The organism is Parabacteroides sp. KHUB-01 (assembly GCF_056640935.1).
Genome location: NZ_CM153256.1, coordinates 2,103,329 through 2,116,197, shown reverse-complemented (window position 1 = coordinate 2,116,197; position 12,869 = coordinate 2,103,329). Strand labels below are relative to the sequence as shown.

Below are 12,869 nucleotides of genomic sequence, written 5' to 3'. Positions count from 1 at the left end.
CGATTCCCGCAAATAATCTCCTGTTATTTTATAATGCATTTATTTAATACAATCACACTTTCTGGTCCCATATTAAATAGCAAATCAACAATACTCAAGTTTGGAATGAATCCGAATTTTTCACGGAACACCTGATAATATGGAACAGGCATAAATGACGGATCTTCCTCTTCGTGTTTCGGACGTATTACTTCCCTGAAATCATTCTCCGTATTTGGGATATATTCTTCAGTGAGTATAACTCGAGGATTTATATCAATCAGATTACATATCAGTTCCCGAAGATTCTCGTTGAAATCCAACAGATATTCGTATTTCTTTTCATAAAAAGGAGCAAAATCGTCCTCGTAATATTCAAAGAAAGGACTCATTCTGTACGCTGAAACCAAAGCATTCCAATGAAGCTTACGCCAATTTCCGTGGTCAGATATTTTCATATCTTTAATGATGCATTTCAATGTATCCGGTTTCACTACGGGAATTGATAATGCCAATGGTCCATTTGCCGTTGCAATGATACAGCGGTTACGATAAGTCTGTTTCAAGAAGTTTTCCTGTGTTTCCAGAAATATTTCCGGATATTGTATCATCTTACAATATTGCTGAACAGGACCTAAATAAGCTGTTGAAATATGTACCATTCTGATTTGCCAATTATTTGTTATTTTATTCTTTTCATCATCTGCTGCTTATCTTTGCTTAGCCAGCAGAAAAAAGCTTTTCCAATCAGATGATTCTCAGGAATCATTCCCAAATGTCTTGAGTCTATTGCCTCGTTTATATTGTCAGACAAAAACCAGTAATAGTTCTGATGAAAGAAAAAGAATGAAGTTTCTCTTCCGTCCAGATAAAGCTTGCCATCTCGGAATTCGGCAGCTCCGTTTGTTTCCCGCAAGATAGCTTCGCGGCATGCCGTAATATTATATTCACTAAGTCTGTATGCTCTGTCCTTCTGAGGTATAACTAATTCATAGGGATCAATTTTCCTGCAAACAAATCTTGTATTTATTTCTTCTGTGAATTCTTCCCTTAATTTATATTCCTCAAAAGTTGTAAGACTTATCGTAATGCCGAATGCTTCGTTTTTCAAGTCTCTGACAGGAATTTTCATTTGTTTGGCTTGCTGAAGAAAGTAGTCTTTTATACTTAATGCAACAAAATAAGTATTCAAGGCTCTTGGTGAACGGGGAAATGCCTGTCCGTTTATATAATAACCTTCTGATGTTATCCGGACTGTATCACCTGGCATACCAATACATCTGCTTAATAAAAGAGGGTTATATACAGTATCTTGCAGTAAAGGGCTTGTAAATAACATAACATCATTCTGCTTTGGAGGGAAAAGGTCCAATAGTTTGTTGACCAGTATATAATCTCCTTCGTATAAAGCTGTTTCCATTGAAGACGTGGAAACATTATATGATTCTACAACCCATTTGCGAACAATGAATACTACGGATATTATAACAATCAGTGTCCCGACAAATCGGAACACTGATTTTATTTTTTGCTTAAATCCCATAAAGCTCAATCTTTATGAACCCAGCGGAAAATACGTTCCCATCTGATTCCACTGTCGAACAAGCTATGGTCTTTGTCAAGTGAAAGCCATATCATGATAGGCTTACCAACAATATGATCTTCAGGAACAAATCCCCATGAACGGCTATCCGCACTGTTATGACGGTTGTCGCCCATCATCCAGTAATAATCATATTTGAATGTATATTCTGTTGACGGCTGATCATTAATGTAAATCTTTCCGTCTTTAACTTCCAGCTTGTTGTTTTCGTAATTCTTTATACAACGGTGATAAAGAGCAAGGTTCTTTTCATCAAGCTTAATTGTAGCTCCTTTTTTCGGAATCCAGATTGGACCGTAATTGTCGCGAGTCCAACCGGTTTTGTAGTCAACCGGATAAGTTGTACCACCGATAGCATCCGGTTCGATGACTATTTTCTTTACAAAGGCGAATTTCTTCGCTATTGCCAAAGCTTTATTTGTAAGAGGCATTCTGTAGACAGGATTGTATTGTCCGTTGGCATTAGCTTGGAAACCAAGATAAGCTAGCAAATCCTGACCGTATCCGTTACCACCGCCAAGCAATCCTCTGTCGTCCTTGCTGACATCCATCAGACTGAACTGCTCTTCATTAAACATTGTTCCGTCTGTTTCAATATAATAATTGAACTGCATGTTTTCCGGATTTTCAGCAGCTTTGCCATTAATATAAACCTGATTATCGCGGATACTTAATGAATCGCCCGGCATACCGATACAGCGTTTCACATAGTTCTCACGTTTATCCACCGGACGATACATAACTTCTCCAAAAGTAGCTTTGTTCAGATGGATAGCTTCGCGGCCATATTGTGCAACCAAAGTATAATAGTCCGGATTCTGCTGGAGCAAGGCAATTGTATCTCCGGCAGGGAAGTTGAACACTACGATGTCGTTACGTTTGACTTCACCCAAACCTTTTACTCTTTTATAACCCCATTCCGGCCAATCGGTATATGATTTGCAATTAAGTATCGGCAATGTGTTCTGCACCAAAGGAAATGAAATCGGAGTATTCGGTACTCTTGGTCCGTAGCTTAATTTGCTGACGAACAAATAATCACCCACCAACAATGATTTCTCCAATGATGAACTTGGTATCTGATAGTTCTGGAAAAGGAAAATATTGATGAAATAGACTGCAACCAAGGCAAAAACTATATCATCAACCCAGCTTAATATTGACTGTATGGTCGGATTGGTTGACTTTTTCCATGCTCCCCAAGGTATAAATTTGGTGAGATAAATATCAACCAGAACAATTTCGCCAAGCAATAGCCACCCGTTCTGCATCCATAAACAGAACAATGCATAAAGGAATGCGGCTATGCCAAACTTAATCCATTGTTTTTTGCTAAAACTCTTCATAATTCTAATATAGAAGTATTATTTTATTTAAGTTTCGCAAGTTGTTCAACTTAAAAGGTAACAAGTTAAGCTTGCGAAACTTGAATCATTTTAGAAATGAAACAAATCATTCATACCCAAAAATCCTTTTTTACCGGCAGTAAACTCAGCAGCAACAACAGCTCCCAATGCAAATCCTGCACGGCTTTTTGCATCATGTTTGATACTGATTGTATCAACTTCTGATTCATAAATTATTTCATGAATACCGGGAACTTCTCCTTCACGGATAGCATGGATAGGAAGGTCTGTTGCTTTTTCAGCTGTTTCCAAAGTCCAGCGGTCTTTTCTGTCGATATTTTCAATGATGCCTTCAGCCAATGTAATAGCTGTTCCGCTCGGTGCATCCAATTTATGGATATGATGTACTTCTGTCATTTTTACATCATATGCAGGGAAGTTATTCATAATCTTTGCCAGATACTTATTCATAGCAAAGAAAATATTGACACCGATACTGAAGTTTGAAGCATAGAAGAAAGTTTTTCCTTCGTTTTCACACATAGACTTTATTTCTCCTATTCTGTCCAACCATCCAGTTGTACCAGATACAACAGGCACATTTGCTGCAAAACACTTCATATAGTTGTTGAATGCTGTAGCCGGAGTAGTAAATTCGATTGCAACGTCTGCGCTGCGGAATGCTTCCGATTCAAAGTCTTCAGGATTGTTTACGTCAATGATTGAAACAATTTCATGTCCTCTGCTCAACGCTATTTGTTCGATGGTTTTACCCATCTTGCCATAACCAATAAGTGCAATTTTCATAGATAATATAATTATTTGCTATTAATAGCACAAAACTACAAAAAACATTGGAAAGAACAGTACTCTAAAATTCACTATATTTGTCTGTTGAAATATATAAATTAATATTTTATGGGAATTATTTACTTATCGGTTGAATTGGCTTTAGATCTACTTACTGTTATAATAGGTGGTATTATTATATTCCAGTCAAAGGATAATTATCAAAAGAAGTATTGGGGATTTATATCCGCTTTTATAGGTTTGGTATTTATGTGGGAAAACATAGGATGGATGATAGAAGTTTCTGATAACCCTTCTTTCCGTTTTATGGAATTGCTGAGTATAGAGAAAATGTTGAAATGGTATATGCCAGCCAGTATAGTCTGCCTTTTTCCCATAGCATCTTTGCGCCCAGGTTTTCTTACTCCCGTAAAAATTCAGTCATTTCTTTTATTCCCTATAATAGTTATAACCATAGGATTGTGCTATTATTGCTTTAACGGATATATTACCGAGGTCTCTTCTGTAGCAGATATATTTACTAAATTGGATATGCTTGATGTTAGAGTACGATTGTTTATATTTTTTATGACGATTATAACTCCTTTGTTATTGACAATATATCCTTTTACACGAAAATATTATTATCGTAAGATTAACGGAATGATGTATTTGTTCTATACTTATATGTTTGTTTTTCTGGCAATATATATACTGTTTACATTATATTTAAATGAATTTATTTTCAATCTGTTCGGAGCAACAGCAATAGTTTTTACCTTGACATTTTCTGTCGCCTATATGGTGTCGGAAAATCCTTTTTCAATATATAAATTAGAAAAATTGGAAATAAAGGATATCAATATAAACAACTATGATTTAAGCAATGAAGAATATGTTTCTCCTTTATTTACATTAATCGACAATACGCTAAAGGAAGAGAAATCTTTTACGGATAAGGATTTTTGTCTGAAAGATTTGTCTCAGAGGATAAAAGAGAAAGAATCTGTTGTTTCTGATGCTATAAAAAGCGCCGGATATACAAGTTTCAAGGAGTATATTTGCGATTTGAGACTCGATTATTTCAAGGAGCAACTGGAAAACAATCCGGATAAGAATGTTAAAGAACTGATGTTTTCATCAGGATTTAACTCCAGGGCAATTTTCTACCGTCATTTTACAAAGCGATATGGAGTTTCTCCTTTGAACTATTTTAATAAGAGTGATGGAAATTTATAGACTTTAGGTATTAAATTGTTATAGCTAGATTGTAAAATGTGTCTCATTTCTTCGAAATGAGTCTTATTGGAATCTTTTATTTACTGTTTGCTGTTGTATTAATGTCGTTTTATTATAATTTTGCCTTTACTGAATTCTTAAATAAAATATTATGAAAAAATTATTGTTATTGGTCATGATTGCCATTTTTGCAGCTGGAAGTATGCAAGCTCAGACCGAAAAAGGAGATATGGCAATAGGTGTTAATATTACTCCTGCTTTTGAAGATGGTTGGTCTACAGTTGGTATTGGTGTAAAGTATCAATATAATATTATAGACCATTTGCGAATGGAACCAAATGTAAATTATTATTTCAAGAAGGATTATACATCTGTTTGGGATTTAGGAGTTAATTTTCACTGGCTTTTCAATGTAATTGAAAATTTACATATTTATCCAATCGCTGGAATTGGAGTGGCTGGCGCAAGTTTTGATTTTGATGGTGCATATGACGATATTTTAGGTGAAGATTTTGGAGATTACATTGAAGGTTCAAATACCAGTATCACACGTTTTGCTTTTAACTTAGGAGCTGGTGTGGAATATATGTTTACTGATAATATTTCTGCAAACTTTGAATATAAACGCAGATTAAGCTCAGATTTAGGACAAAATCTTATTTCAATCGGAGTTGGATATCATTTCTAAAAAGATAATCTTATAAATAAAAAGTTCCGGTCAATATCTCTAAAGATACGGCCGGAACTTTTTGTTTGTATATCTATTATTGGTTATCTGTTAGGTGTTTCCCAAACTTTAGTTGTTGTACACTTCAGTGGTAATTTCTCTGTTCCGCATGAGATTGAGAAATCTCCTTTTTCAAGAATCCATTTACCATCATAACCGACGAATGCCAAGTCACTACCGTTAAGTTTCAATGTGACTGTCTTGGTTTCGCCCGGCTGAAGCTCAACTTTCTGGAAGTTACGTAAGCGTTTGTTGTCCGGTGAAATACTTGCAACCAAGTCGCTTGAGAATAGCAATACGCTTTCTTTTCCTGCCACTTTTCCAGTGTTTGTTACGTCAACTGTGAATGTAAGAACATCGTCGGCAGTGAATGAGCTGCGGTCAACCTTGAAGTTGCTATATTTATATGTAGTATAGCTCAATCCATAACCGAAAGGCCACTGAACATCCATCACAGCATCATAGTTGTAGTTACCAGCCATCTGACCCATGTTTTCACATGGTTTATAGTCGTATGTAGCCAAAGAGTTAATCAAACGTGGGTAAGTGAACGGAAGTTTTCCGCTGAAGTTTGTTTCGCCCGACATAAGATTTGCAAGAGCATCAGCACCATAGTTACCTGGCAACATGATGTGGATAACAGCTTTTGCCAAAGGTTCAATTTCGTTGATGATACGTGGACGACCTTCATTCAATACCAAAACAAGAGGTTTACCTGTTGCAGCCAAAGCTTTTACCAATTCTTTCTGATTTGAAGAAAGATTAAGGTCTGTAAGGTTACCAGGTGTTTCGCAGTAAGAGTTTTCACCAACGCAAGCAACGATTACGTCAACATTTGCAGCAGCCTTCACAGCAGCTTCGATATTTGGTTCGTTTTCAGCCCACCATGCGAAACCGTTTGAAGTGTTGTAAGTCACACCCGGTTCGTAGATTACGTTTTCCTTGCCATATTTGTTTGACAAAGCTTCATAGATAGTGTTATAAGCCTGTGCGTGCATATCAGCTTTGTCGCCCTGCCATGAATAAGACCAACCACCGTTCAGACAACGCATAGAGTTTGCGTTAGGACCAGCAAGAAGGATTTTCTTACCTTTTGCAATCGGAAGGATATTGTCTTCGTTCTTTAAAAGAACTTCTGATTCTTCAGCAGCTTTTAATGCTACTTTGGCAAATTCTGCAGAACCGAATTTGTCATATTTCTTTATGTCCCAATAAGGATTTTCAAATAATCCCAAACGGTATTTCAAACGAAGAACACGGCGAACTGCGTCGTCGATACGGCTCATTGGAACTTCGCCTTCGTTGACGAGTTCTTTCAAATAAGTACAGAAACTTACTTCATAAGGAACCATTGACATATCAATACCGGCATTGATAGCAATCTTGATAGCCTCTTTCTTTGTTGCTGCGATGTGGTCGCGAGTGCAAAGGTTGTTGATATCTGCCCAGTCAGTAACAATCATACCGTCCCAGTTAAGCTCTTCTTTCAACCAGCCAGTAAGGAATTTCTTGTTAGCATGGAAAGGAACACCATTGTTAACAGCAGAGTTAACCATCACTGTCAAAGCACCGGCACGAACTGCTGCAAGGAACGGAGCGAAATGTTTCTCACGCATATCGATGTCTGAAATAGCAGATGGAGTACGGTCCTTACCTGTGACAGGAACACCATAACCCATATAGTGCTTCATACTTGTAGCAACATTATATTCGCCAATGTGGTTTGGATCTTCGCCCTGCATACCTTTCACAGCAGCAACACCCATTTCGGCATTTACGTAGCAGTCTTCACCGAAGTTTTCCCACATACGTGGCCAGCGTGGGTCACGGCCAAGGTCCACAACCGGAGCATAACTCCAAGGAATACATCCTGCTTTTGTTTCATAAGCAGAAATTTCAGCTGAGCGTTTCACCAAATCACGGTTAAATGTAGCACCCATGTTGTTTCCCTGTGGGAACAATGTACCGTCAAGAGTATAAGTTGTTCCGTGAATCTGGTCTACACCATAAATACAAGGAATACCAATTTCCTTCATTGATTTTTCCTGAATCTGTCGGATAGCTTCGGCCCATACTTCTTTTTTCTGAGCAACACTCAGAGGAACATTAAGGATTGAACCGACTTTATATTGACCGATTACAGTATCCAGTTTTGTCTCACTGATTTTAAAAGCATTAGGACTGCTGAAGTCTGTGATTACATCAACAGTGATTTCGCACATCTGACCGATTTTTTCATCGAGAGTCATTTTATTGATCCATTGTTCGATTTTTTCTTCAATAACTGGATCAGAAGGAATTGCCGGCTTAACTTTTTGGGCAAAACTATTACCCACAAAAGCCAACAATGTTAGCAATGAAATAAATGTTTTTTTCATGATTTATTTATAAATATGGTTTTTTGTTTGTTTTGTCAACCTTCTAAATTCAAATTCCGTCGCAATATACGTATAATCTATTTGTGTATGCAAAACAGTTATTCGATTTCTTTAATTTCTTATCATTAATCAATTTTCAAGAATAAAGCATCCAAGTTTAAGTTAACGAGTTGATAAGTTGACAAGATAAAACATATTGAGCTTTTATTACAATTGTCACGGAATTCCATATATTGTGGAAAACTTTTTCCATATATTATGAAAATTATTTTTCATATATTGTGAAATTTTTGTTCCATATATTATGAAAAAAGTTTTTCAGGCTGTGAAAAATCTCTGAAAATGCAAGTTGTTGATATACAGTGTATAGTCCAATTGCTCTCCATATTTTATCTTTTCTCAAACTGATACGTCATATTTTACAAGTATCTTTGCATCAAGAACAGAATTAAAATGAAGATAGGAAACATAGAACTAGGTGAACGCCCCATTTTCCTCGCTCCTATGGAGGATGTGACCGATATTGCATTCCGCCTGATGTGCAAGCAGTTCGGAGCTGATATGGTATATACGGAGTTTGTTTCGAGCGATGCTCTTATCCGAAGTGTGAACAAAACGCAGCAGAAGCTGAAAGTTAGCGAAGAAGAGCGCCCTGTTGCCATACAGATTTACGGTCGCGATGTGGAGTCAATGGTTGAGGCTGCAAAGATTTGCGAAGAAGCTCGTCCGGATATTTTGGACATAAATTTCGGTTGCCCGGTGAAAAGGGTTGCCGGAAAAGGAGCTGGAGCCGGAATGTTGCGCAACATCCCGCTGATGCTTGATATCACACGTGAGGTGGTAAAGGCAGTAAATATTCCCGTGACCGTAAAAACACGCCTTGGATGGGATGCCGACAATAAAATAATTGTTGAGCTTGCCGAGCAGCTTCAGGATTGCGGTATCGCAGCGTTGTCGATTCACGGACGAACCAGAGCGCAGATGTATACCGGAGAAGCCGACTGGACTCTGATTGGTGCCGTAAAGAATAATCCTCGTATGCATATTCCTATTATTGGTAACGGAGATGTGACTTCAGCCGAGATATGCAAGCAGAGATTCGACGACTATGGCGTTGACGGAGTTATGATAGGTCGCGCAACTATTGGCCGACCATGGATTTTCCGTGAGATTAAGCATTATCTTCAGACAGGCGAGAATCTTCCTAATGAACCATTTGCCTGGTATCTGGATATTCTGAAAAAGCAGGTGACACAAAGTGTTGAGCGTCTCGACGAGCGCCGAGGCATTCTTCATATCCGCCGTCATCTTGCAGCAACACCTTTGTTCAAAGGTATTCCGGACTTCAAGGCAACAAGAGTTGCTATGCTGAGGGCTGAAACTGTCAGTGAGTTGTTTGAAATTATGGACAGTATTCCGGAGAAATTTCCGGTAGAATAAATATTTGCCGTTCTTACGAGTGGGAGAGTTGAAGGTTTCTGCATTGCCGGAACAAACCTTCAACTCTTTTTTTGTAATAAAAAACCATCAATCGTGTAACATATTTTCTGTTGCTTCGTCTATAGTATTAAAGAGGACAAGAAACAAGTTAATGATTTGACAAGGTTATCAACTTGTATCTGAAGCTTTGTCAACTTTTATCCGATATGATTATTAAACTTAAAAAATAAAGAATATGAAAACACGAATTTTAGCATTGGTCGCAGTTATGGCGTTCAGCTTTACTTTTGCAACATCGTTAATGGCGAAAGGAATAAAAGGGAATGGTAAAATAACAACAAAGACTATTCACTTGAGCAATTTTAATGAAGTGAATCTTGGAAATATATCAACTTTCTCATTCTCAAAATTATTCTCGATGAGGGGAAACTACACAAATTCTCCAAAGTTGATATACAGACAAAGTTCTGAAGCCAGTTTGAAGTTGAGAACTGACGAGAATATTATTCCATATATCAATGTTAAGGTTCAAAGTGGAGTGCTGAGTATCTCAACAGATAAGGATATTGAAGTTTATCCAACGGAAATAAAGATATATGCATCATCAACATCATTGAGCAAGGTCAATGTTGGTGGCGGAAGTGAGTTTGAAATAGAAGGAAAATTCAATTCTCCATCTTTGAGTGTTAATATTAGCGGTGGAGGTGATTTTGACTCAGAAGACTTAATCTCAGTTAAGGATGCAAACTTCAACATAAGTGGCGGTGGTGATTTGGATATTAAGAATCTTTCATGTGGAAGTATTGTAGCTAAAGTAAGTGGCGGCGGTGATGCTGATATTAAGGGCGAAGCCAAATATGCCGAATTTAAAGTAAGCGGCGGCGGTGACCTCGATGCTGATGAACTTATTGCTGAAGAAGTTACAGCAAAAGTTAGCGGTGGCGGCGATATAAAGGTTTATGCTAGCAAGAAGTTGAATGCGTCAGCTTCCGGCGGTGGTGACATTTATTATAAAGGAAATCCGGAAGTCGAAAGTTCTACTTCTGGCGGTGGCGATGTTCATAAAGTGAAATGATTTAAGTTTACAAGAAAGCAAATTGACGAGTTGACAAGGTTATAAGAACAGAAATAACCTTGTCAACTTTAATAAAATAATTTATTACATTTGCCGTTATGAATATAATTGCTTTCCGAAGAGAAAGCCTAAACTAAACTATCAATAAAATGAAAGCGAAAGGACTACTTTTAATTGCCTTCCTGTTTGGTTTGCTTAATGCAGGACAGGCTGCTGACTATGTGAAAGGTAATGGAAAACCAACGACTGTTACTTTGAATATCGACGATTTTAATAAAGTGAACATCGACGGTGTTATGGATTTCAGTTATGTGCAATCCGAAGAAAGTGCTAAATTGGAAATAACTCTGGATGACAACTTGCACCAGTATCTTGATGTTGAGACAACAGACAGAGAACTTAAAATACGCTTCAATAAAAAGGTTAAAGTTAATCAGCTTACAAAGTTCGTTGTTAAGGCAAATTCAAAGTGGCTTAAGGAAGTTAAGGCTGCAGGAAATGCAAATTTCATGACAAAGTCAAGTATCACAGGTGATGAACTTAAGGTTAAAGGCGCAGACAACAGCTTGATTCAGTTTATGAAACCGATTGAAGTTGGAGTATTTGACTTGAATGTTACAAACAGTGCGAATATTGTTGTTGAAGATATGAAAGTGGACCGCCTTGAATGTGATATGGACGGTTCCGGTTCAATGAGATTGAAAAACGGAACTGCCAATAAAGGTGAATTCACAGTTCTAAGCAGTGGTGATATTCATGCATTTGGTGTTGCAGTAAAAACTATCGACTGTAAAGTTGCCGGAAGCGGAACAGTGGAAATCAATCCTAAAGAAATGCTGAAAGCAAACCTTGTTGGTAAAGGAAATATCAGATATAAAGGTCCGGTTACTGTTGAGCAACGCATCATTGGTAAGGGAACAATTCAGGAAGTAAAGGAATAAACCATTGAAGTTTCACATCAATGGTAAAGAAACAAGGCTTCAGATACAAGTGGTGAGGTTGTATCTGGAGCCTTGTTTGTTTTAATATATTCTTGATTTATTAACTCCTGTTCTCAAATCCACCCTTTCTCCTTATACCATTCAATAGCTTCTTCTAATCCGCGTCGTAAAGGATATTCGGCAACGAAACCTAAGTCTTTGTGTAAAGGTTCGGTGTCGCAAATCCAGTTTCGCTGTTTAAGGATTATATATTTGTCAGTGTTCAGAGTCATGCTTTTATTCATTAACTTCCCAATGTTTTCTGAAATTATGCATGCAGTATGAACAAGTGGGAGAGGAATGCGTGCATGAAAGACGAATTTCTTACCTAATATTTCCTGAATCAGCTTGGCGAAAGATTCGTCCGTATGAACATCGCCGTCGGCAACAAAATATTCCTTATTTATTATTTCTTCTTTTTCAAGAGCAAGGAAGGCAACGCGAGCCAAGTCTTTTACATAAATGAATGTAATTCTCTGAGGAATTGAACCAACAGCAAAATCCACTCCGCTGTTGACAGCCTTTATTTCCATGAAATAATCTTTCTCGCCAGGTCCGTAAACTCCGGTTGGGCGGAGAATAATGTATGGAAAGTTGCCATTATTGCGAACGTAGTTTTCAGCTTTCAGTTTGCTCTGTCCGTATGTTGTGTCCGGCCGTTGTTCATCTGTAAGGCGTAGCGGTGTGTAATTCTTCTCGTCTCCGGCACCGAAACTACTCAGACTGCTCATCAGAAGAAACTTCTCCGGACGGCAATTCTCGCCGGATAAGGCAGAAAGGAAACGTCTGGTGTTTTCGGCATTTACTTCAAAGAAGAGCTGTTTGTTTGTTGTTTTTGTAAGTCCGGCATTGTGTATCACATAATCCCATTTGCCGTTTGACTCAGCAAATCTTTCTATGGTTTCCTTTAGCTTACCTTCATCTTTATAAGGCAAGTCGATGAATTTTATTCTTTTATCATTGAGATTCGAAAGATTACTTCCTGCGCGAACTCCTGCCCAGACTTCATATCCTCTGTTCAGTGCTTCTTTAACCAGAAATCCACCGATGAAACCACTTGCTCCGGTTATAAGTATTTTCTTCTGTCCGTCAGTCTTCATTGTTGTTCCTAATATAATATGTGTAATAATACCATAGCAAACCAATCCAGTTAAGAACCAGAATAGTTAATATCCATAATATCTTTTGCCCCGTGCTTATAAACGGATTCTGCATTACTGCTGTGCATCCGAATATCACAACGGCAACTCCTATAATAAAGCCAAGCTCGGGCAGTCCAATTAAAGCTAAAACAGATGAAAGAACCATAACGC

12 protein-coding genes are annotated in these 12,869 nt (G+C 37.7%); 5 read left to right on the top strand and 7 right to left on the bottom strand.

What is annotated here, in order from left to right:
- Positions 1-23: 23 nt before the first annotated feature.
- The 4 genes from ACYIAR_RS09220 to dapB all read right to left on the bottom strand — a co-directional run bounded on the left by ACYIAR_RS09220 (position 24) and on the right by dapB (position 3,735).
- Positions 24-647 carry a WbqC family protein gene (locus ACYIAR_RS09220; protein WP_480333611.1) on the bottom strand — a complete coding sequence of 208 codons (624 nt, stop codon included), beginning with the start codon at positions 645-647 and terminating at the stop codon, positions 24-26.
- 14 nt (positions 648-661) lie between these two features.
- Positions 662-1,522 carry a signal peptidase I gene (gene lepB / locus ACYIAR_RS09215; protein ID WP_480329068.1) on the bottom strand — a complete coding sequence of 287 codons (861 nt, stop codon included), beginning with the start codon at positions 1,520-1,522 and terminating at the stop codon, positions 662-664.
- A 5-nt stretch (positions 1,523-1,527) separates the two neighbouring features.
- Positions 1,528-2,928 (bottom strand): S26 family signal peptidase, encoded by a 1,401-nt coding sequence (locus tag ACYIAR_RS09210; protein WP_480329066.1) that lies wholly within the window; start codon positions 2,926-2,928, stop codon positions 1,528-1,530.
- Positions 2,929-3,018: 90 nt separating this feature from the next.
- On the bottom strand, positions 3,019-3,735 hold the full coding sequence (dapB, locus tag ACYIAR_RS09205; RefSeq protein WP_480329064.1) for a 4-hydroxy-tetrahydrodipicolinate reductase: 717 nt from the start codon (positions 3,733-3,735) through the stop codon (positions 3,019-3,021).
- 111 nt (positions 3,736-3,846) lie between these two features.
- On the opposite strand from dapB, the gene ACYIAR_RS09200 reads away from it, so the two are divergent.
- Entirely contained in the window at positions 3,847-4,956 is a 1,110-nt protein-coding gene (locus ACYIAR_RS09200) for an AraC family transcriptional regulator (RefSeq protein ID WP_480329062.1), read from the top strand.
- A 151-nt stretch (positions 4,957-5,107) separates the two neighbouring features.
- Complete coding sequence (locus ACYIAR_RS09195; RefSeq protein WP_480329060.1) at positions 5,108-5,644, top strand: outer membrane protein; 537 nt, start codon at positions 5,108-5,110, stop codon at positions 5,642-5,644.
- 83 nt (positions 5,645-5,727) lie between these two features.
- Here ACYIAR_RS09195 and ACYIAR_RS09190 read toward each other — a convergent pair whose 3' ends face one another.
- Positions 5,728-8,061: a glycoside hydrolase family 3 N-terminal domain-containing protein gene (locus tag ACYIAR_RS09190; RefSeq protein WP_480329058.1), complete on the bottom strand. Its 2,334-nt coding sequence runs from the start codon at positions 8,059-8,061 to the stop codon at positions 5,728-5,730.
- Positions 8,062-8,514: 453 nt separating this feature from the next.
- Here ACYIAR_RS09190 and dusB point away from each other — a divergent pair, with 453 nt between their 5' ends.
- The 3 genes from dusB to ACYIAR_RS09175 all read left to right on the top strand — a co-directional run bounded on the left by dusB (position 8,515) and on the right by ACYIAR_RS09175 (position 11,517).
- Positions 8,515-9,501 (top strand): tRNA dihydrouridine synthase DusB, encoded by a 987-nt coding sequence (gene dusB, locus ACYIAR_RS09185; RefSeq protein ID WP_480329056.1) that lies wholly within the window; start codon positions 8,515-8,517, stop codon positions 9,499-9,501.
- Positions 9,502-9,736: 235 nt separating this feature from the next.
- A complete protein-coding gene (locus ACYIAR_RS09180) occupies positions 9,737-10,576 on the top strand; it encodes a head GIN domain-containing protein (protein ID WP_480329054.1) in 840 nt (279 codons plus the stop codon).
- Between the two features lie 149 nt (positions 10,577-10,725).
- Positions 10,726-11,517, top strand: a complete 792-nt coding sequence (locus ACYIAR_RS09175) for a head GIN domain-containing protein (RefSeq protein WP_480329052.1) — start codon at positions 10,726-10,728, stop codon at positions 11,515-11,517.
- A 113-nt stretch (positions 11,518-11,630) separates the two neighbouring features.
- On the opposite strand, the gene ACYIAR_RS09170 is transcribed toward ACYIAR_RS09175, so the two are convergent.
- Both ACYIAR_RS09170 and ACYIAR_RS09165 read right to left on the bottom strand, forming a co-directional pair.
- Positions 11,631-12,656: an NAD-dependent epimerase/dehydratase family protein gene (locus tag ACYIAR_RS09170; protein WP_480329050.1), complete on the bottom strand. Its 1,026-nt coding sequence runs from the start codon at positions 12,654-12,656 to the stop codon at positions 11,631-11,633.
- Positions 12,646-12,864, bottom strand: a complete 219-nt coding sequence (locus tag ACYIAR_RS09165; RefSeq protein WP_480329048.1) for a hypothetical protein — start codon at positions 12,862-12,864, stop codon at positions 12,646-12,648. Before ACYIAR_RS09165 ends, ACYIAR_RS09170 begins: the two co-directional genes overlap by 11 nt.
- Positions 12,865-12,869: the final 5 nt, after the last annotated feature.